This window comes from Streptomyces paromomycinus (assembly GCF_003865155.1).
Classification (GTDB): Bacteria; Actinomycetota; Actinomycetes; order Streptomycetales; family Streptomycetaceae; genus Streptomyces; species Streptomyces chrestomyceticus.
Genome location: NZ_BHZD01000001.1, coordinates 3,733,049 through 3,753,213, shown reverse-complemented (window position 1 = coordinate 3,753,213; position 20,165 = coordinate 3,733,049). Strand labels below are relative to the sequence as shown.

At 72.0% G+C, this 20,165-nt stretch carries 17 protein-coding genes and 1 pseudogene; 10 read left to right on the top strand and 8 right to left on the bottom strand.

Annotated elements, in window-relative coordinates:
- Positions 1-24: 24 nt before the first annotated feature.
- The gene (locus tag OEIGOIKO_RS15315; protein ID WP_125054523.1) at positions 25-525 is read right to left on the bottom strand and encodes a MarR family winged helix-turn-helix transcriptional regulator; all 501 of its coding nucleotides are present in this window, start codon (positions 523-525) and stop codon (positions 25-27) included.
- A gap of 156 nt (positions 526-681) precedes the next feature.
- Here OEIGOIKO_RS15315 and ilvA point away from each other — a divergent pair, with 156 nt between their 5' ends.
- The 3 genes from ilvA to OEIGOIKO_RS15300 all read left to right on the top strand — a co-directional run bounded on the left by ilvA (position 682) and on the right by OEIGOIKO_RS15300 (position 4,247).
- Complete coding sequence (gene ilvA, locus OEIGOIKO_RS15310; protein WP_246177352.1) at positions 682-2,088, top strand: threonine ammonia-lyase; 1,407 nt, start codon at positions 682-684, stop codon at positions 2,086-2,088.
- Positions 2,089-2,301: 213 nt separating this feature from the next.
- A complete protein-coding gene (locus tag OEIGOIKO_RS15305; RefSeq protein ID WP_170251705.1) occupies positions 2,302-3,450 on the top strand; it encodes an ATP-binding cassette domain-containing protein in 1,149 nt (382 codons plus the stop codon).
- Positions 3,447-4,247, top strand: a complete 801-nt coding sequence (locus OEIGOIKO_RS15300) for an ABC transporter permease (protein ID WP_050510703.1) — start codon at positions 3,447-3,449, stop codon at positions 4,245-4,247. The genes OEIGOIKO_RS15305 and OEIGOIKO_RS15300 overlap by 4 nt, the downstream gene beginning before the upstream one ends.
- Positions 4,248-4,418: 171 nt before the next feature.
- Here OEIGOIKO_RS15300 and greA read toward each other — a convergent pair whose 3' ends face one another.
- Complete coding sequence (gene greA / locus OEIGOIKO_RS15295; protein WP_031007894.1) at positions 4,419-4,916, bottom strand: transcription elongation factor GreA; 498 nt, start codon at positions 4,914-4,916, stop codon at positions 4,419-4,421.
- Between the two features lie 382 nt (positions 4,917-5,298).
- A complete protein-coding gene (locus tag OEIGOIKO_RS15285; RefSeq protein WP_125054521.1) occupies positions 5,299-5,706 on the bottom strand; it encodes a DUF4307 domain-containing protein in 408 nt (135 codons plus the stop codon).
- A 95-nt stretch (positions 5,707-5,801) separates the two neighbouring features.
- Between OEIGOIKO_RS15285 and mca the strand changes: the two genes are divergently transcribed.
- Both mca and OEIGOIKO_RS42765 read left to right on the top strand, forming a co-directional pair.
- Positions 5,802-6,674 (top strand): mycothiol conjugate amidase Mca, encoded by an 873-nt coding sequence (mca, locus tag OEIGOIKO_RS15280; RefSeq protein ID WP_125054520.1) that lies wholly within the window; start codon positions 5,802-5,804, stop codon positions 6,672-6,674.
- A gap of 4 nt (positions 6,675-6,678) precedes the next feature.
- Positions 6,679-6,993, top strand: coding sequence for a hypothetical protein (locus tag OEIGOIKO_RS42765; protein ID WP_246177351.1), 315 nt, complete (start codon positions 6,679-6,681; stop codon positions 6,991-6,993).
- 202 nt (positions 6,994-7,195) lie between these two features.
- Here OEIGOIKO_RS42765 and OEIGOIKO_RS15270 read toward each other — a convergent pair whose 3' ends face one another.
- Entirely contained in the window at positions 7,196-10,483 is a 3,288-nt protein-coding gene (locus OEIGOIKO_RS15270) for a tetratricopeptide repeat protein (RefSeq protein WP_125054519.1), read from the bottom strand.
- A gap of 242 nt (positions 10,484-10,725) precedes the next feature.
- Here OEIGOIKO_RS15270 and OEIGOIKO_RS15265 point away from each other — a divergent pair, with 242 nt between their 5' ends.
- Positions 10,726-10,884, top strand: a complete 159-nt coding sequence (locus OEIGOIKO_RS15265) for a hypothetical protein (protein ID WP_246177350.1) — start codon at positions 10,726-10,728, stop codon at positions 10,882-10,884.
- 217 nt (positions 10,885-11,101) lie between these two features.
- Here OEIGOIKO_RS15265 and OEIGOIKO_RS15260 read toward each other — a convergent pair.
- Positions 11,102-11,398: pseudogene (locus OEIGOIKO_RS15260) on the bottom strand (Uma2 family endonuclease); the annotation flags it as partial.
- A gap of 360 nt (positions 11,399-11,758) precedes the next feature.
- Here OEIGOIKO_RS15260 and OEIGOIKO_RS15255 point away from each other — a divergent pair.
- The 3 genes from OEIGOIKO_RS15255 (at position 11,759) to OEIGOIKO_RS43510 (ending at position 15,610) form a co-directional block, all read left to right on the top strand.
- On the top strand, positions 11,759-13,798 hold the full coding sequence (locus OEIGOIKO_RS15255; protein WP_125054518.1) for a thioredoxin domain-containing protein: 2,040 nt from the start codon (positions 11,759-11,761) through the stop codon (positions 13,796-13,798).
- 124 nt (positions 13,799-13,922) lie between these two features.
- A complete protein-coding gene (locus OEIGOIKO_RS15250) occupies positions 13,923-14,957 on the top strand; it encodes an MDR family NADP-dependent oxidoreductase (protein WP_125054517.1) in 1,035 nt (344 codons plus the stop codon).
- A gap of 137 nt (positions 14,958-15,094) precedes the next feature.
- Positions 15,095-15,610, top strand: coding sequence for a MerR family transcriptional regulator (locus OEIGOIKO_RS43510; protein WP_125054516.1), 516 nt, complete (start codon positions 15,095-15,097; stop codon positions 15,608-15,610).
- A gap of 131 nt (positions 15,611-15,741) precedes the next feature.
- Here OEIGOIKO_RS43510 and OEIGOIKO_RS15240 read toward each other — a convergent pair whose 3' ends face one another.
- Entirely contained in the window at positions 15,742-16,374 is a 633-nt protein-coding gene (locus OEIGOIKO_RS15240; protein ID WP_125054515.1) for an acyl-CoA-like ligand-binding transcription factor, read from the bottom strand.
- A gap of 395 nt (positions 16,375-16,769) precedes the next feature.
- Positions 16,770-17,498 (bottom strand): PAQR family membrane homeostasis protein TrhA, encoded by a 729-nt coding sequence (trhA, locus tag OEIGOIKO_RS15235; protein WP_174857162.1) that lies wholly within the window; start codon positions 17,496-17,498, stop codon positions 16,770-16,772.
- A 243-nt stretch (positions 17,499-17,741) separates the two neighbouring features.
- Between trhA and OEIGOIKO_RS15230 the strand changes: the two genes are divergently transcribed.
- Positions 17,742-19,565 carry a phosphoenolpyruvate carboxykinase (GTP) gene (locus OEIGOIKO_RS15230; RefSeq protein WP_125054513.1) on the top strand — a complete coding sequence of 608 codons (1,824 nt, stop codon included), beginning with the start codon at positions 17,742-17,744 and terminating at the stop codon, positions 19,563-19,565.
- Between the two features lie 100 nt (positions 19,566-19,665).
- Here the strand turns inward: OEIGOIKO_RS15230 and OEIGOIKO_RS15225 are convergent, their stop codons facing one another.
- Positions 19,666-20,082 (bottom strand): SCO4983 family protein, encoded by a 417-nt coding sequence (locus OEIGOIKO_RS15225; protein ID WP_125054512.1) that lies wholly within the window; start codon positions 20,080-20,082, stop codon positions 19,666-19,668.
- Positions 20,083-20,165 lie beyond the last annotated feature (83 nt).

Genomic DNA, 20,165 nt, shown 5'->3' with positions numbered 1-20,165 from the left:
GCCGACGGACCAGGCCCCGGCCGCTCAGGAGCTCGACGACACCGGCGGCAGCGTCGCGGTGACCGTGGACAGGGAGGCGTTGAAGCGCGTCAGCAGGCTGCAGAAGGAGTCCCGCTCCTCCTCCGTCCACTCCTCCGTGACCAGCGCCATCAGGGCACGGCGGGAGGCCCGTACCTCTTCCAGCCGGGAGCGGCCGCGCTCGGAGAGCTGGAGCACGACCGCACGGCCGTCCTCGGGGTGCGAGGCGCGGTTGACCAGGCCGGAGTCGACCAGCGGGGCGACCTGCCGGGTGACGGTCGAGGAGTCGATGCCCATGCCGGCGGCCAGCGCCTTGACACCCATCGGGCCCTCTTTGTCCAGGCGGTTGAGGAGCAGGTAGGCGGCACGGTCCATGGAATTGCGTGCCTGGCCGACGCCGCCGAGCCGGCTCTGTTCGGCGCGGCGGGCGAAAACGGCGACTTGGTGTTGCAGCGCGTCGAGAAGAGCGGGGTCGGTGTGGGTCGTCATGTCCGAAGAGGTGGGCATGGCCGGGAGCTCGCTTCATGGGATGCGTACGGATTGGGGGACAGAGTACGCGGCCCCGACGCCGACCGTACCGGCGCTGTCCAAAGACGTGCCTGTGCTGCACCGGTCCGGCGGCTCCGGGACCCGGCCGCGGACCGAACTGTAAGACTGGGCTTCATGGCCGATCACACGCCGCACGAGCACACTTCTGCCCCCGGTTCCTCTTTGGATTCCGCTTCCGCTTCTGCCGCCGGTCAGCGACCCGGTCCGGCATCGGTCCCGGCGCGTGCGGAGGCGTCCGGCACCGGTGCCGAACCGGCGTCGAATTCCGGTTCCGCCTCCGTTTCCGGGCCGGGCGCGGGCCCGGCGGCCGCCGCCTCCGCCGCGCTCACCGTCGAGGACGTACGGGAGGCGCAGAAGATCCTGTCCGGCGTCTCGCGGTCCACCGCCTTGGAGGGGAGCCGGCACCTGTCCGGTTTGGTGGGGGCGCCGGTGCATCTGAAGTGCGAGAACCTGCAACGCACCGGCTCCTTCAAGATACGTGGCGCGTACGTGCGGATCGCGGCGCTCTCCCCGGAGGAGCGGGCGGCCGGCGTGGTCGCCGCCAGTGCCGGCAATCACGCGCAGGGCGTGGCGCTGGCGGCCTCGCTGCTCGGGGTGCGCTCGACGGTGTTCATGCCGGTCGGCGCGCCGCTGCCGAAGGTCGCCGCGACCCGTGAGTACGGCGCCGAGGTGCGGCTGCACGGGCAGGTCGTGGACGAGACGCTGGCCGCCGCCCAGGAGTACGCCGACGCGACGGGCGCGGTCTTCATCCACCCCTTCGACCACCGGGACATCATCGCGGGCCAGGGCACGGTCGGCCTGGAGATCCTCGAACAGTGCCCGGAGGTGCGCACGATCGTCGTGGGCATCGGCGGCGGCGGGCTCGTCGCGGGCATCGCCCTGGCGGTCAAGGCGCTGCGGCCGGACGTGCGGGTCGTCGGGGTGCAGGCGGCGGGCGCGGCCGCCTATCCGCCCTCGCTGGCGGCCGGGCGGCCGGTCTCGATCGAGGCGCCGGTGACGATGGCGGACGGCATCAAGGTCGGGCGCCCGGGCGACGTGCCGTTCCGAATTGTCGGTGATCTCGTCGATGAAGTCCGTACCGTGTCCGAGGACGAGCTCTCCAGCGCTCTGCTGCTCTGCCTGGAGCGGGCCAAGCTGGTCGTGGAGCCGGCGGGGGCGAGTCCGGTGGCGGCGCTGCTGTCGCGGCCCGAGTCCTTCGAGGGCCCGGTGGTCGCGGTGCTGTCCGGGGGCAATGTCGATCCGCTGCTGATGCAGCGCATCCTGCGGCACGGCATGGCCGCCGCCGGGCGTTACCTGTCGCTGCGCCTGCGGCTGACGGACCGGCCGGGGGCGCTGGCGACGCTGCTCGCGGTGCTGTCGGAGGTCGACGCGAACGTCCTGGACGTGAGCCACGTGCGGACCGATCCGCGGCTCGGGCTCACGGAAGCGGAGGTGGAACTGCATCTGGAGACCAAGGGTCCGGAGCACTGCACGGAGGTCGGTTCGGCCCTGCGGGCGGCGGGTTACACCGTCATGGGCTGATGTGGCGGTGTGGCGGTCAACTGGCGTGCGCCACGGCGCACGTCGGTCGACGTATGTCGCGATGTATCGCGTGTACGGTAAGGTCCGGGTCCACGGGGGAGCTGAGGCATGTTTCGGGGCCCCCTCGGTGTCGGGTATATGCCCGTAGAGCGGCGAATATCCGGCAAAAATGAAATTCTTCCTGGAGTTAACCCATACCTTGGGAGTACCCACATGCCAGGCGCCATTTACGCCGAGGGTCTGGTAAAGACCTTCGGCAAGGTGAGGGCTCTGGACGGCGTCGACCTCGACGTCCCCGAAGGAACCGTCCTCGGACTGCTCGGCCCGAACGGTGCGGGCAAGACCACCGCCGTACGGGTCCTGACCACCCTGCTCCAGCCGGACCGCGGCACCGCGGTCGTCGCCGGTATCGACGTCCTCAAGCACCCCGACGCGGTACGCCGTTCCATCGGCCTGTCCGGCCAGTTCGCCGCCGTCGACGAATATCTGACAGGCCGTGAGAACCTGACCATGGTCGGCCGGCTCTACCAGATGGGCGGGCGCGCGGCGAAGGCCAGGGCCACCGAGCTCCTGGAGCGCTTCCACCTCACCGACGCCGGCGACCGTCCGGCCAAGACCTACTCCGGCGGCATGCGGCGCCGGCTCGACCTGGCGGCCGCGCTGGTCGTCAGCCCGCCCGTGATGTTCATGGACGAGCCCACCACCGGCCTCGACCCCCGCAACCGCCAGCAGTTGTGGGAGGTCATCCAGGAACTGGTCGCCGGCGGCACGACGTTGCTCCTCACCACCCAGTACCTGGAAGAGGCCGACCACCTCGCGCACGACATCTGCGTGGTCGACCACGGCCGGGTCATCGCCCGCGGCACCTCCGACGAACTCAAGGCGCGTACGGGCGGCGAGCGGGTGGAGGTCGTCGTGCACGCCGCCGAGCACATCGGCACGGCCGACGAGGTGCTGCGCGGCTTCGGCAAGGGCGCGAGCAAGATCGAGCAGCACACGCGCAAGATCACGGTGCCGGTGACGGGCGGCGCCAAGCTGCTCGCCGAGGTCATCCGCGAACTCGACGTCCGCGGTGTCGAGATCGACGACATCGGACTGCGCCGGCCGACCCTGGACGACGTGTTCATCTCGCTGACCGGCCACGCCGCGGAGACGGCGGAGGGCAACGGCGGGGACGGCGACGGCGACGGCAAGGACAGGGACGGCAAGGACAGGGACGGCAAGGACAGGGACGGCGGCGACACAGCCGAGGGCGGCGAGGACGGAAACGGCAAGCCCGGGGACGGCGACGGCGGGGCCACCGCGGCCGGTGACGCGCCCGCGGGCCGGCGGTCCGCCGCCGGAAAGGGGCAGCGACGATGAGCACCATGACCGACTCCCTGGTCCTCGCCCGGCGGAACCTGATCCGCATGAAGCGGATTCCCGAGGTGGTGCTGTTCGGCCTCATCCAGCCGATCATGTTCGTGGTCCTCTTCACGTACGTGTTCGGCGGCTCGATCCAGGTCGGCGGCTCGCTCTCGCAGCAGACCTACCGCGAGTTCCTGATGGCGGGCATCTTCGCGCAGACCGTCACCTTCGCCACCGCCGGTGCGGGCGCGGGCATCGCCGACGACATGCACAAGGGGCTGATCGACCGGTTCCGCTCGCTGCCCATGGCGCGCGGCGCCGTCCTCACCGGCCGTACCCTCGCCGACCTCGTACAGACGACGCTCACCCTGATCGTGCTCGCCCTCGTCGCGCTCCTCATCGGCTGGCGCACGCACGAGAACATCGGCAAGGTCGTGGCCGGCTTCGCCCTGCTGCTCCTGCTCGGCTACGCGTTCTCCTGGATCGGCGCGCTGATCGGCCTGACCGTACGGACGCCGGAGGCCGCCACCTCGGGCGGGCTGATCTGGCTGTTCCCGCTGACGTTCATCTCCAACGCCTTCGTGGACTCCAACAAGCTGCCGACGGTCTTCCGGCACATCGCGGAGTGGAACCCGTTCAGCACCACCGTCCAGGCCGCCCGCGAGCTGTTCGGCAATCTGCCGCCCGGCTTCAAGACCCCGGACGCCTGGCCCATGCAGCACCCGATCATCGCCTCGGTGCTGTGGTCGGTGCTGATCCTCGTCTTCTTCCGGACGCTCGCGGTCCGCAAGTACCGCAAGGCGGCCGGCTGACCGGAGGCCGGGGCTGGGGGCGCACCACGGACGCGACCAGGGGCGCACCACGGACGCGACCAGGGGCGCATCACGGACGCGACCGGGGGCGCACTACGGACGCGACCGGCCCGGAGCCGCTGGGGCTCCGGGCCGGTCGTCGTCGGGCTACGGGCGGGTGCCGCCCGGCGCTCAGGCCGTGTACGGCTTGGCTTCGAGGATCTTCACCGAGGCCGTCTTGCCGTTGGGGAGCTCGTACTCGGCGGTCTCGCCGATCTTCTTGCCGTTCACTCCGGAGCCCAGCGGGGACTGCGGGGAGTAGGTCTCGATCTCCGAGCTCGCGTACTCCCGCGAGGCCAGCAGGAACGTCAGGGTGTCGTCCGGGTCTCCGTCGAACGCGATGGTGACGACCGTGCCGGGGGCCACGACACCAGTGGCGGCGGGCGCCTCGCCGACCTTCGCCGTCTCCAGCAGCTGCTTGAGCTGGCGCATCCGAAGGTCCTGCTTGCCCTGCTCTTCCTTGGCCGCGTGGTACCCGGCGTTCTCCTTCAGGTCACCTTCCTCGCGGGCCGCCGCGATCTTCTCGGTGATCTCGGCGCGTGCGGGACCAGACAGGTACTCCAGCTCGGCCTTGAGCTGGTCATACGCCTCCTGGGTCAGCCAGGTGACGTTGTCGCTGGTCTGGGTCACAGGTGCTCCTCGTCGGTGCTGGGGATAAATCAAACGCCCTACCAGGGAGGCTGCGCCTCCACGGGTGGGCGAAACCACGAGCCTAACAATTCCGGCACAAAACGGGGAAGGGGAATTTCGCCGGGAACGTCATCCGGCCGGATCGTGCCCGGTCAGCGCGCCGGCTCCGACCGGGCCCGGCGACACACCGGGCGGTGCGGGGCGCGGACCGGCCGCCGGGGGGCGCGGATACGGCTGCCGGGGCGTGGGCCGGCTTGCCGGAGGGGCCGGGCCGGGCACCGGAGCCGGGCGGCGGGCCGACGGCTTCGGGGCGGCCGCCGGGGTGCGCCGTGCCTACGGCTTCGGGTCAGCCGCCGGGGTGCGCCGGGCCGCCGGCTTCCGATCAGCCGCCGGAGGACGTGCAGCCGACCAGGACGGCGTTGGTCGCCCGCGCCGTCGTACGGATCGTGACCTCGACGTCCACCTGCTCCTTCGGAGCATCGACGGTGACGTCCTTGCGCCCCACCTCGGCGCCGCTGTCGGCCTGCGAGCGCAGCGTGCACGTACCGGTGTCGTCCTTGCCCTTGACGACTTCCAGATGCACCTTGACGGCACTGTCCGAAACCCGGTCCCAGGTGATCACCCGGCCGCTGAGTTCCTGCCCGGAGATGTAGGAGAAACCGGACCAGCCGACCACACCGAGCAGCGCCACGCCCAGCACGGCACCGACGATCTTCAGCTTGCGGTCGGCACGCTGGTCGGCGGAGCGTCCGTAGCGTCCGTCGGGCAGCCCTTCACGCACCGCGCCCATGATCGCTCCTCCTGCCGGGGGCTCCGGAATTAATCGCCCCGCGCTTCGGTCACTATAGGAAACATCTTCTCCGGCCTTTCACTGAGGATCGAGTCTTGACTGAGCAGCTGCGACTGATGGCAGTCCACGCCCATCCCGACGACGAGTCGAGCAAGGGCGCGGCCACCATGGCCAAGTACGTGTCCGAGGGGGTGGACGTGCTGGTCGCCACCTGCACGGGCGGGGAGCGCGGCTCCATCCTCAACCCGAAGCTCCAGGGTGACCCGTACATCGAGGAGCACATCCACGAGGTGCGCAAGAAGGAGATGGACGAGGCCCGGGAGATCCTGGGCGTCAAGCAGGAGTGGCTGGGATTCGTCGACTCCGGGCTGCCCGAGGGCGACCCGCTGCCGCCGCTGCCCGACGGCTGCTTCGCCCTCCAGGACGTGGAGGCGGCGGCCGAGCCGCTGGTGAAGCTGATCCGTGAGTTCAAGCCGCAGGTCATCACGACCTACGACGAGAACGGCGGCTACCCGCACCCCGACCACATCATGACCCACAAGATCACGATGGTGGCGTTCGAGGCGGCCGGCGACCCGGAGAAGTACCCGGAGGCCGGCGAGCCCTGGCAGCCGCAGAAGCTCTACTACAACCAGGGCTTCAACCGGCCGCGCACCGTCGCGCTGCACGAGGCGCTGCTGGAGCGCGGCATGGAGTCGCCGTACGGGGAGTGGCTGGAGCGCTGGAAGGAGTTCGAGCGCCGCGAGCGCACGCTGACCACGTACGTGCCGTGTGCCGAGTTCTTCGAGATCCGCGACAAGGCGCTGATCGCGCACGCGACGCAGATCGACCCCGACGGCGGCTGGTTCCGGGTGCCGATGGACATCCAGAAGGAGGTCTGGCCCACGGAGGAGTACGAACTCGCCAAGTCGCTCGTCGACACGTCCCTCCCCGAGGACGACCTCTTCGCGGGCATCCGCAACAATTGACTCCATGATGAGCGCGACTAGCACCCTCGCCGTGACGCACTTCGTCACCCTTGCCGACAGCTTCGACAAGGACAAGGTGACCCCGGGCGTCCTCGGCTTCATCGTGTTCGCGGTCATCGGCGGCGCCGTATGGCTGCTGATGAAGTCCATGAACAAGCGGATGAAGAAGGTCGACTTCGAGGAGACCCCGGAGGCGCCCGCCGCCTCCGGCGCGGCGGCCCCGGCCAAGGGCGCCGCGAAGGGTCAGGCGAACAGCCAGGCGAAGAAGAGCCAGGCGAAGGGGCAGCCCTCGGGGAAGGCACGGCCCGAGGCGGGCTGAGCACGTCCCCGGACGCCGGGCGGGGTGGGACATCGTCCCGTCGGCCCGTCCGGCGTCACGGCGCGTGGGGTCCGTCGGGAGACGGAACGCCTTGATCTCGTCGCCGCGCCGGGAACACCTCCGGCCACCCGGACCCGGTCACCCGGACCCGGTCACCCGGACCCGGTCACCCGGACCCGGTCGCCGGGGCCCGGTCATCCGGTCACTCCGACGAGGAGACGGCCACCCCCATGACCTCGCGCGCGTGGCGGTTCGGAACCATGCCGAGCCGCCATGCCTCCCACCCCGTTTCCGGCTCGACGCCGCGCTCCAGCAGCAGCGCGAACGTCTCCGCGCAGTCCTCCAGCTTCGAGTCCCGGCTCGGATGTCCTTCCTGCGCCAGCCGGGCCAGCTCCTCCTGGGCGACCGCCGCGCCGACCACCGAGCCGCCCGGTGAGGCGAACGGCAGCAGCGTGCAGCGCAGGAAACGGGCCCAGTCCTCGCCGCGCCGGTCCCCGTAACCGGCGAACGTCCGCGCCGCCTCGTCGGCCAGCTCCAGCGCCTGTGCCGCCCGCCCGTTGCCCGCGTCGATGATCACCAGCTCCAGGCAGGACCACGCCTCCCCGTGCGGGACGCCGATCCGCTGGAAGTCCTTGCGGGCGTCCTGGAGGAGCTGCCGGGCGAAGCCGCTGTTGCGCAGCGAACCGGTCTGCGCGGCCCGCAGGTCCCGGGTGACGCGCCCCGAGTGGTGCCGGGCGCAGGCGAGGCCGTAGCCGTCCTGCATCCGGCTGAACATCGTCCGGGACCGCTCCAGATGCCGCAGTGCCGCGTCCAGGTCGCCCTGCTCCTCCAGCGACTGGCCCAGGTAGTACAGCGTCCACGCCTCGCCGCGGGCGTCCTCGTAGCGGCGGTGCAGGGACAGGGCCTGGCGCAGCCGGTCCACCGCCGGGTCCGGGTCGCCGTCCACCAGCCGGGCCCGCGCCAGCTGGGTCATCGCCCACGCCTCGCCGCGGTCGTCGTGCGTACGGCCGTACAGATCCATCGCCGCGTGGAACTCGCGCTCCGCCTCCGGGACCTCGCCCATCCGCAGGTACACCTGGCCGAGCTGGAAGTGCGCCCACGCCTGGCCGTGCAGGCTCTCGCTCTCCCGGTGCAGCTCCAGGGACTCGCGCAGCAGCGCCAGCGCCTCCGCCACCTGCGCGCGGTCCCGCTCCACGGCCGCCAGCGCGTGCAGCGTCCACGCCCGGTCACCGCGCACCTCCGGACCGGACTGCATCTCCAGGGCCTCGCGCAGCTTGGCAGCGGCCTCCGTCAGATTGCCCTGCTGCTGGAGCGTGATTCCCAGGTCACGCAGGGCACGCGCGGCACCGACCGGGTGCTGCGCCTCGAAATACAGGTCGACCACCGAGGTCAGGGTCGTACGGGCCTTGTCCAGCTCACCGAGCTGCCGGGCCGCGACGCCGGTGCGCCACTGCACGGACCGTACGAGCAGCCCCCGGTCGGCGGCCTTGGTCAGCTCGCTCAGCTCGCCGAGGCGGTACAGGTCACCGCGCAGCAGACAGTAGTCGGCCAGGGCACCCAGCAGGTGCGAGACGGTCGCCTGGTCCACGTCCTGGTCGGCGTGGCGCAGCGCGGCGGTGATGAAGCTGGTCTCGTCGTCCAACCACTGGAGGGCGGCGTCCAGCGAGGTGAAGCCGTGCGAGCCGAAACGGTCGGCGCGGGTGGACGTACGGCCGTCCACCAGGCGGATCACCGAGTCCGCCAGCTCCGCGTAGCTGCGGATCAGCCGCTCCTGGGCCGTACTGCGCCCGGCGGGGTCCTCCTCGTCCACCAGGCGGGCGTGCGCGAAGTGGTGGACGAGGGCGTGCAGGCGGTAGCGGTCGCTGCGGACGTGCTCGATCAGGCCCGCGGCGGCCAGCGCCGACAGCTGCCGCTCGGCCTCCGGCGTGTCCACGCCCAGCAGCGCCGCCGCGGCGGCCGCCCCCAGACTGGCCCGCCCCACCAGCGCCAGCCGGCGCAGCAGTCGGCGGGCCGTCTCCGACTGGTCGCCGTAGCGCAGCCACAGCGCCGCCTCGGCCGGGGACGCCCCGGGCCCGGCGGCCGGACTCCGCGCGGCGCTCTCCGCCAGGTCCGCCGCCAGCGTGGCGGGCGACCTGGGGCCCAGCGACGAGCCGGCCACCCGCAGCGCCAGCGGCAGCCCCGCGCACAGTTGCGCGATCTGCTCGACGGACTGGTGGTCGTACGGTCCGGTCTCACCCTCGGACTCGTCGGCCGCGGCCCGCAGCAGCTCCTCGGTGCCCGCCGAGTCCAGCGCGCCCACCGGGAGCTGGTGCACCCACGCCGGGAGATCGCCGGGCAGGTCCATCGGCTCGCGGGTCGTCACCAGCACCAGGCTGTCGGAGCGGTCCGGCACCAGCAGGCGCACTTGTTCCGGGTCCGAGGCGTCGTCCAGCAGGACCGTGACGGGCAGGCCCGTCAGGTGCTTGTGATACAGCTCCGTGAGCCGTTTGACGTGCTGCTCCTGGGAGGGCCGCTCCCGGAAGAGCAGCTGCTCGCGCGGCGCGCCGAGCCGGTTGAGCAGATGCAGCAGCGCGTCGCGCGTCGGCAGCGGCGTCTCGCCCGGGGTGTCCCCGCGCAGGTCCACCACGCACGCGCCGCGGAACTGGTCCCGCAGTTGGTGCGCGGCCCGCACCGCCAGCGCCGTACGCCCCGAGCCGGGCTCACCGTGCAGCACCACGACCGTCGGCCTGGTCTCCGTGCTCGCCCGGGCCGCGTGCACCCACTGCGCGATCTGCGCCAGATGCGCCCGCCGCCCCGCGAACAGCTGCTCCGGCTGCGGCAAGTGCGCGAACGACTGCTCCAGCACGGACCGCTGGCGGGCCGCCGCGCTGCGGTCCGCGCCGCGCAGCTGCGGCACCCGGCTGCCGCGGGAGGCGGCGGGCGCGCCGGAGGAACTGCCGCGCGTCGCCGCCGTCAGCATCCGCTGCTGGTCCAGGAACGGCCGGATGCCGCGCACCTCCAGCGCGGTCAGCCACTGCAGCCGCAGCTGCTCGGGCCCGCCCGGCTGGCCGCGCATCCCCGCCTGCCGGTGGGCCGCCGGCCAGTGCCCCGCCGTCAGCTTCACGACCGTCGCCGCGGCGCCCGCGGCCGCCACCGAGACACCGACGCCGAGAGCCGTGCCGGGACCCGTCCCGAACGCGAGGTCCGTGCCGAAGGCGGCGACCGCCGCGACCGCCGTGGCCACCGCGGGGGTGCTGAGCTCCTTGCGCGACAGCCGCTCGGACAGCGGGCGCTGCCCGGCCGCGGACTCGTCCAGCGCGTGCACGTACGCGCCGTACTCCTCGGACGCCGCACCGGCCAGATCGTCCAGCACCGCGCGCGCCCGTGCCAGCAGGACACCCCGGTCGAGCGTCCCGCCCGAGCGCCGGACCTCCTCCTCGACGGCCCGCGACAACAGCCCGTCCGCTTCCGCCCGATGACGATCGCGCAGCACAGCCAGTGAGCCCGCCATGCCTTCCCCCTCCTGCAGTTCCCAGCGTCCCGGCAGATCCCGGTGCTCCCGGCTTCCTCCGGCCTCCCACCGCTCCCCGACGGCCGGGGCAGCGCCCCGCCCCCGGCCGTCGGTGATCGGTTCCCGTACCCACAGTCTTCCGCTTCCGCGCGAAATCCGGCAGGCCTGTGGATAACTCCCCGCGCGGGCCGTGGGCTATCCACCGAGGGGCTGTCGGGCTGCGTGGGCTGACCCGGCACGACGTGGCCGACCGCATGGGCGTCATCAAGGGGCGGGTGCCGCAGACCGAGCGAGGGTACATCTCCGGCCAGGACGTCCTCGCCCGCTTCGCCGTCGCGCTCGGCGGTCGGCTGCACCAGGCCATCTACTTCGTTGACGGGGACATAGCGGCGATCACCTGAGTCCGCGACACGCCCGTCGAGGACCGCGCATCGCCGCGAAGCGGGCCCCGCACGGCGTCCTGGCCGTGCCTCGCGCACCCTCGTCGTCGAACAGCTCCTGGTGTGCCGCTTCGATCTCCCGCTCGGTGAGCGCGCTGTGTTCGGCCGGGTGGGATGCGACGATCCCGTCCATCGCGAGCTGGTGATGGACGGCTTCAGCGTTGCTCTTCCAGCTCCGTCAGACGGTTCCCAGATCCACGGCGACGGAGAAGGGCGCGGCAGCCTTGATCACGCCGGTGAACATCTCGCCGTCCCGGTAGGCCCTGGTGGCGGGGTCGAGGACGTAGGTGTAGATGACGGGGACGCCGGTGGCGGCCTGTTCTACCCGCCAGTAGAAGGGGATCCTGGCCTCGGCGTACTGGTTCACCTTCACGACCCGGTCGGTGGTCTCCGAGCCGGGTGACACGACCTCGACGACCAGCAGTACGTGGTCGGGGCGGGTGGGCGTCAGGTCGATGGGCCCCGCCCGGTGTACCGCCTCCAAGGCGCCTCAACAGTTCCGGCGCTGCCGGGCTCAGCCCACTGCCCTGTGGTGTCGAGGTACCTGATACCGCAAGAGCGCGATCGTCCTTCCGCGCCGCTCCGTTCCGTTCCGTCCCGGCCCTGGCTCACCGGCAGCCCTGAGGCTGGCAGTTCTCCCTGGACTCGTCGACGTCCGCCCGGTGACCCCGGTGAGCCCGGTGAGTCGCCCTGACGCCCTCGCCCCGGGCGAGTTGTGACGGATGAGGAGGCCATCACCCACTCCACGACAGCCCACGAGCGCAATTCAGCCAAGCGAGGCAGCGCCCGTGCGCGCTTCGGCGGCCGGGTCGGGCACTGTGAGAGGCTGGACCGCATGAACCGGTTGGCTGGCGTGACCTCGCCTTATCTGCTTCAGCACGCGGACAATCCGGTCGACTGGTGGCCCTGGACGCCGGAGGCTTTCGAGGAAGCGCGGCGGCGCGATGTGCCCGTCCTGCTGTCGGTCGGCTACTCCGCGTGTCACTGGTGCCATGTGATGGCGCACGAGAGCTTCGAGGACGAGGCGGTTGCCGCCGTGATCAACGAGCACTTCGTGGCGGTCAAGGTGGACCGCGAGGAGCGGCCCGACGTGGACGCCGTCTACATGGAGGCCGTGCAGGCCGCCACGGGGCAGGGCGGCTGGCCGATGACCGTCTTTCTGACGCCCGAGGGCGAGCCGTTCTACTTCGGTACGTATTTCCCGCCCGCGCCGCGCCACGGGATGCCGTCCTTCCCACAGGTCCTCCAGGGCGTGCGGAGCGCCTGGACGGACCGCCGGGACGAGGTGGGCGAGGTCGCCGGGAGGATCGTCGCCGACCTGTCCGCACGGTCGCTCTCCGCGTCGCTGGCCGAGGGGGAGCCGACGCCGCCGGGCCCGGAGGACCTGGCCACCGCGCTGCTCACGCTGACCCGCGACTTCGACGCCGTGCACGGCGGATTCGGTGGCGCGCCCAAGTTCCCGCCGTCCATGGCGCTGGAATTCCTGCTGCGCCACCACGCCCGTACGCGGTCCGAGGCGGCCCTGCAGATGGTGCAGGCGACCTCGGAGGCGATGGCCCGCGGCGGGATCTACGACCAGCTCGGCGGCGGCTTCGCGCGCTACGCGGTGGACGAGACGTGGACGGTGCCGCACTTCGAGAAGATGCTGTACGACAACGCGCTGCTGTGCCGTACGTACGCGCACCTGTGGCGCGCCACAGGGTCGGACCTGGCCCGCCGGGTCGCCGTCGAGACCGCCGAGTTCATGGTGCGGGAACTCCGTACGGAGCAGGGAGGGTTCGCCTCCGCGCTGGACGCCGACTCCGACGACGGCAGTGGCCGGCACGTTGAGGGGGCGTACTACGTGTGGACGCCCGGGCAGCTGCGCGACGTCTTGGGGGAGAAGGACGCCGAGGTCGCTGCACACTACTTCGGCGTGACGGAGGAGGGCACCTTCGAGGAGGGCGCCTCCGTCCTGCAACTCCCCGACACCGACGACCTGGTGGACGCGGAGCGGATCGCGAGCATCAAGGAGCGGCTGCGCGCGGCCCGGGAGGCCCGGCCGCGCCCCGGCCGGGACGACAAGGTCGTCGCCGCCTGGAACGGCCTGGCCATCGCGGCCCTCGCCGAGACCGGCGCCTACTTCGACCGGCCTGACCTGGTGCAGGCCGCAACGGACGCCGCCGACCTGCTCGTCCGCGTCCACATGGACTGGCAGGCGCGGCTGCACCGCACCTCACGCGACGGCGTCGCGGGCGCCAACACCGGCGTCCTGGAGGACTACGCGGATGTCGCCGAGGGCTTCGTCGCGCTCTCCTCGGTCACCGGGGAGGGCGTGTGGGTGGAGTTCGCGGGCCTTTTCCTGGACACGGTGCTTGTCCACTTCACCGCCGAGGACGGCACGCTGTACGACACCGCCGACGACGCCGAGCAGTTGATCCGCCGCCCGCAGGACCCCACGGACAACGCCACGCCCTCCGGGTGGACCGCGGCCGCCGGCGCGCTCCTGTCGTACGCGGCGCTGACCGGCAGCGCCCCGCACCGGGACGCCGCCGAGCGCGCCCTCGGCGTCGTCAAGGCGCTGAGCGGCCGGGCGCCGCGCTTCATCGGGTGGGGGCTGGCCGTCGCCGAGGCCGTGCTGGACGGGCCGCGCGAGGTCGCGGTGGTCGGCCCGGACGGCGACCCGGCCACCCGGGCGCTGCACCGCGCCGCCCTGCTGGGCACCGCGCCCGGTGCGGTGGTCGCCCTCGGGGAGCCCGGGTCGGACGAGGTTCCGCTGCTGAAGGACCGGCCGCTGGTCGACGGCCGGGCCGCCGCGTACGTCTGCCGCCACTTCACGTGCGAGCGGCCGACGACCGACCCCGAGGAGCTGGGGGAGAGGCTCAGCGGCGGCTGAAAGGGAGGAGGGGAGGAGGGAGGAGGGAGGAGGGAGGAGGGGCGCGGGCTCGCGCTCCGTCCGAAGTGCTGGGCCGCAGGGCGGGCTTGAACTTCACGCGGGCGTCAACTTCTAGCGTGACGGCATGACGAACCGCACGCACCGCACCGGTGGCGGCCGCCCCGCCACCCACCATGAAGTCCGCCTCACCGGCCGCCCGCAGGGCCCGCTCACCGACGACCTGTTCGAGGTCGTCGAGGTGCCGGTGCCCGAGCCGCAGTCCGGGCAGGTGCTCGTACGCAACACCACCATGGCCGTCGCCGCCGTCATGCGGACGCTCATGGACGAGGCCACCACGGTCCCGATGCCGTCCTTCGTGCCGGGCGAGGCGCTGTACGGGTCGGTCGTCGGCGAGGTGGTGGACGCGCCGGGCACCGACTTCACCCCCGGCGACCTGGTGGAACACAACTTCGGCTGGCGGGAGTACGCCCTGGTGGACGCCGACGGGGTGCACCGCAGGGACCGGGACCAACTGCCCGACCCGGCCGCCTACCTGTCGCAGGGCCCGACCGCCTACATGGGCGTCGTGCGGGGCGCGGAGGTGCGCCCGGGGGACACGGTGTTCGTGTCCGGCGCGGCCGGCGGGGTCGGGTCGCTGGCCGGCCAGATCGCCCGGCTGCGCGGTGCCGGCCGGGTCATCGGCAGTACGGGATCGCAGCGCAAGGCCGACTACCTGGTCGGCGAGCTGGGGTACGACGCGGCGGTGATCCGCGGCGCCGGGCCGTTCGAGGAGCAGCTGCGCAAGGCCGCTCCGGAGGGTGTCGACGCGGTCTTCGACAACGTGGGCGGCGAGCAGTTGCAGGCCGCCATCGCGCTCGCCAACCGCGGTGCCCGTATCGCGCTCGTCGGCGCGCTCTCCAACCAGCTCTCCGACTCCGGCACGCACACCACCGAGATCGACACGCTGTCCCTGGTGGCGCGCGGCATCACCCTGCGCGGCATCGCGCTCTACGACCACCTCGAACTGATCCCCGAGTGGAACGAGGTGTTCGGGCGCGGCCTCCGGGACGGCACCCTCACCTTCCCGCACGCGCGGCTGCAGGGCATCCAGGAGGCGCCGCGCGCCCTGCGGGAGCTGGTCGAGGGGCGGCATCTGGGGGCCGTGCTCGTGGAGTTGTGAGGGGGCAGAGAGGGGGGAGGTGAGCGGTCTTCCCGTGGGGCGGGTCCGTGGGTGTGCCCCGGCCGACGACGTACGGTCTGAGTGAGTCGACGTACGCAGCGGGGCACACCGACCGGGCCCCGGCGGGGGAGGACCGGATGCGCATCGGGGACGCCGCGGCCGCGGCGGGCATGACGGCCAGGGCACTGCGCTACTACGAGGAGCACGGGCTGGTGATCGCCCGGCGTACGCCGTCGGGGCACCGGGTGTACGAGCCGGAGGACGTACGCAAGCTGCGCACGGTGCGGGAACTGCTCGACGCGGGGCTGACGGTGGGCGACATCCGTTCCTTCGCGCCGCTCCTCGACGCGCTGCCGCCCGACGGCATTCCGGAGCTGTTCTTCGCGCAAGGGGGTGCGCCGGATGGCGTTCAGGGCGGCGCCCGGGACGGTGACGGGGAGGGTGCGGCGGGCGGTGCGGCGGGCGGCGCGGCCGGTCTCGGACCGGAGCAGCACTGCCGTACGGCGACGGAGGTGGCCCGCCGCAGGCTGGCCGACCTGGACGCCCGGATCGAGCGGCTGACGCGGTTGCGCGGGCGGCTGGCCCGGCGGCTGGGGGAGCCGGCCAGGGAGCCGGGGCGGGTGGCGCCGTACGGGAGAGCTTTACGGGAGTGAGGCGGGGCGGGCGGAGGCCTGGCCCCGCGTTTCCGTCGGGAGGCGGGTGGAGAGCGGGGCACGCGTTTCCGTCGGGAGGCGGGCGGAGGCCTGGCCCCGCGCTTCTGCCGAAGGGTGGGCGGGGCGCGCGTTCACAACGTCAGGCCGCGGCCGAGCACGTTCATCGACCGGTCGATGAGGGTGCCGAGATCGTCCTGCTGGCCGTCCGCCACCCAGTGCAGCAGCGCCTCCTGGAGCCCGGCCAGGATCGCCGTGGAGATCACCCGGACTTCCAGGTCGTCGGCGGAGCGGCCGGTGCGCTCCGCCAGTACGGCGCTGATCATGGCGCTGTCCCGTGCGGTGTTCTCCGCCGTACGGCCCCGGATCGCGGGCACCTCGCGGATGAGCCGGGCGCGCTGGACCAGTTCGGCGTGCTCCTCGGCGGGGAGCCGCCGCAGCGCCTCGACGGCCACGTGCCGCATCGACTCGGCCATCGGCTCGTCGGCGGGCCTGGCCCGCAGTTCCGCCTCCGGCAACGGGTTGTACTCGTCGGTGAGCACGATGTCCTCCCGGGTGGGGAAGTAGCGGAAGACCGTGCTGGGGGAGACGTCGGCGGCCGCGGCGATCCGGTCGACGGAGGTCGCCTCGTACCCGTGCTCCGCGAAGAGCCGGTAGGCGGCCCGGCGGATGGCCCGCCGGGTCTGGATCTTCTTGCGTTCCCGCAGCCCGGTCTTGGGAGGGCCGGGCCGGTCGGCGGTCTTCTGTGCGGAGGCCATGCGCGTCATTGTCCGGCGGGGCGGCCCGCTTCCGCACGCAGGAGGGTGTCGGACCGGCGATGTTTCTTGATATGCCCTTGTCTGTCAGTGGTGTGTGTAACGCTTCAGCGAGGGCAAGGTCACCGTAAGTGATGCTTGGAGGGGGTGTTGCGGGTATGCGTACCGGGATTCATGTGTTCGCCGTGTTCGCGGCAGGGCTGTGCGTCGGAGGGTTCCTCGTCGGTGGCACGGCCGTGGTGGTCGCGCTGGTGCTGGCCGGAGTGGCGGCCCTGACATGGCAGGTGGCCGCGGCTTCGAGGCCGCGGCCACGTACGGGCACGGGGAGCGCGCGCCGGCGGAGCGGGGAGGCCGGCGCGCGCGGTGGTGCGGGTGTTCCCGGCGGGGCGGGCGCCGCGCCGGGCGCCTCAGGCGTGCGAATAGGCCACCAGTGAGATGCCGACGTAGTGCACCACGAACGCCGCCAGCGTCAGGGAGTGGAAGACCTCGTGGAAACCGAACCACCGCGGTGAGGGATTGGGGCGCTTGATGCCGTAGATGATGCCGCCGGCGCTGTAGAGGATGCCGCCGACGACGACGAGGACGAGGACGGCGATGCCGCCCTTGCGCAGGAAGTCGGGCAGGAAGAAGACGGCCGCCCAGCCCATCGCGATGTAGCAGGGTGTGTAGAGCCAGCGTGGCGCGCCCACCCAGAAGACGCGGAAGGCGATGCCGGCGAGGGCGGCCGCCCAGACGGCCCACAGGAGCGCCTGGCCCCGGCCGCCGGGAATCAGCAGCATGGTCAGCGGGGTGTAGGTGCCCGCGATGATCAGGAAGATATTGGCGTGATCCAGTCGCCGGAGCAGGGCTCCGGTGCGCGGACCCCAATTCCCGCGGTGGTACAGGGCGCTGATCCCGAAGAGCAGGCACGCGGACAGGGTGTAGACGGCGCAGGCGATCCGGCCTCGGGTGCTGTCGGCCAGCGCCGTGAGCACCACACCGGAGACGAGGACGGCGGGAAACATTCCCGCGTGCAGCCAGCCCCTGAGCTTGGGCTTGAGCGGCGCGGCCACCGCGGCGACCGCGGACACTGCGTCGGCGGCCGCGCTGGTCACGGAGGAAGAGCGGCTTTCGGCGGCATCGGGCGCGGAAGTCATGGCCGCCATGCTACCTACGCAACCGTAGGTTACAGATCGGTCCGGAAGTGGTGACGGTCACGAGAACCTCCTCTGGACAGATGCCCATGAGGATCGGATGATCAAATGAGTGCGGTCGGCACCGGATGAGCGGTCGCGAAGCATCCGGGTCGCAGCCCCCAAGGGGCAGGCATCTTCAGAAGCGGGCTCTGCCGGCGTGTGCGCGGACAGCGGTCCGTCCAAAACCCTCATCAAGGAGCGATCGTGGCGCGCGACAACGCGGCTCCCTCCCCCGTACCGACCAACCACCGGGAACTGATCTCCTGGGTGGACGAGATCGCAGCCGTCACCGAGCCGGACCGCGTCGTGTGGTGCGACGGCTCGGAGGCGGAGTACGAGCGCCTGTGCGAGGAGCTCGTCGCGAAGGGCACCTTCACGAAGCTGGACCCGGTCAAGCGCCCCAACTCCTACTACGCCGCGTCCGACCCGTCGGACGTCGCCCGGGTCGAGGACCGCACGTTCATCTGCTCCGAGAAGGAGGAGGACGCCGGGCCGACCAACCACTGGAAGGCCCCGGCGGAGATGCGCGACATCTTCACCGGCGAGCAGGGCATCTTCCGCGGCGCGATGCGCGGCCGGACGATGTACGTCGTCCCGTTCTGCATGGGCCCGCTCGGCTCGCCGCTCTCCGCGCTCGGCGTGGAGATCACCGACTCGGCGTACGTCGCCGTCTCGATGCGCACCATGACCCGGATGGGCCAGGCCGTCCTGGACGAGCTGGGCGAGGACGGCTTCTTCGTCAAGGCCGTGCACACCCTCGGCGCCCCGCTGGCCGACGGCGAGGCCGACGTGCCGTGGCCGTGCAACTCCACGAAGTACATCTCGCACTTCCCCGAGGACCGCGAGATCTGGTCCTTCGGCTCCGGCTACGGCGGCAACGCCCTGCTGGGCAAGAAGTGTTACGCGCTGCGCATCGCCTCCGTCATGGCGCGCGACGAGGGCTGGCTCGCCGAGCACATGCTCATCCTCAAGCTCACCCCGCCGCAGGGTGAGGCCAAGTACGTCGCCGCGGCGTTCCCGAGCGCCTGCGGCAAGACCAACCTCGCCATGCTGGAGCCCACGATCTCCGGCTGGACCGTCGAGACCATCGGCGACGACATCGCCTGGATGCGGTTCGGCGAGGACGGCCGGCTGTACGCGATCAACCCCGAGGCCGGCTTCTTCGGCGTCGCGCCCGGCACCGGTGAGCACACCAACGCCAATGCCATGAAGACCATGTGGGGCAACTCGGTCTTCACCAACGTCGCGCTGACCGACGACGGCGACGTGTGGTGGGAGGGCATGACCGAGGAGCTGCCCGCGCACCTGACCGACTGGAAGGGCAACGACTGGACGCCGGAGTCCGGCACCCCGGCGGCCCACCCCAACGCCCGCTTCACCGTGCCGGCCGGCCAGTGCCCGATCATCGCGCCCGAGTGGGAGGACCCCAAGGGCGTACCGATCTCGGCGATCCTCTTCGGCGGCCGCCGCGCCAGCGCCGTACCGCTGGTGACCGAGTCGCTGACCTGGCAGCACGGTGTCTTCCTCGGCGCGAACGTGGCGAGCGAGAAGACCGCCGCGGCCGAGGGCAAGGTCGGCGAGCTGCGCCGGGACCCGTTCGCCATGCTGCCGTTCTGCGGCTACAACATGGGCGACTACATGGGCCACTGGATCAAGGTCGGCGCCGACAAGGACCAGGCCGAGCTGCCGAAGATCTACTACGTCAACTGGTTCCGCAAGGACGAGTCGGGCCGCTTCGTGTGGCCGGGCTTCGGCGAGAACAGCCGGGTGCTCAAGTGGATCGTGGAGCGCCTGGACGGCAAGGCGGAGGGCGTCGAGACGCCGATCGGCATCCTGCCGACGAAGGAGGCGCTGGACACCGACGGCCTCGGCCTGGACGACGCCGGGCTGGACTTCCTGCTCACCGTCGACAAGGACGTGTGGCGCGAGGAGGCGGCGCTCATCCCCGACCACCTGAACACCTTCGGTGACCACACGCCGAAGGAGCTGTGGGACGAGTACCACGCGCTCGTACGCCGACTGGGCTAGTACGGGAACGGCCCGGCGCGGACCGGGCCCCACGGTCGGCGGCCGGGGTCACGTGCACGAACACGTGACCCCGGCCGTCTCTTGCTTTCCGCGCGGCCTCTCAGGCCGTGGCCAGCTCCTGTACGGCGGCGTCGGCCTCATGCGCCTCCATGCGCTCCGCCGCCAGCGCGGCGGCGGCCCGGTCGCCCCGCGAGGTGGCGACAGCCAGGGCGCTGCCGGCCAGCATCCGGGCGCGCCGGTGCAGCCGGGGCGCGCGGGCCGGATCGCCACCGCCGGTGGGCGCGGCACGCAGCGGGTAGACCCCGCCGCGCAGCCGCGTCACCTGCTCGGCGATGCGCTCGGCGGCGTCGTCCAGGGCGGGGCCGGGCACGGCGGCGCGCAGCTCGTCGGTGACGGTGAGCAGCGCGGTCAGGTGGCCGGCGAGGCGGATGTCCAGCTCCTCCGTGCGGGAACGGTGCGGGACCTCCTGGTCGGCGGCCATGGAGTGGACCGACTTGGTGCGGATCGGTTCGTACATCGGACGGCCTCCTGGCAACACTCAACGGCTAGGAGACCATCCTAGCTTAGACTCTGTCTAAAGTTGTGATCCGTACAGCCGGA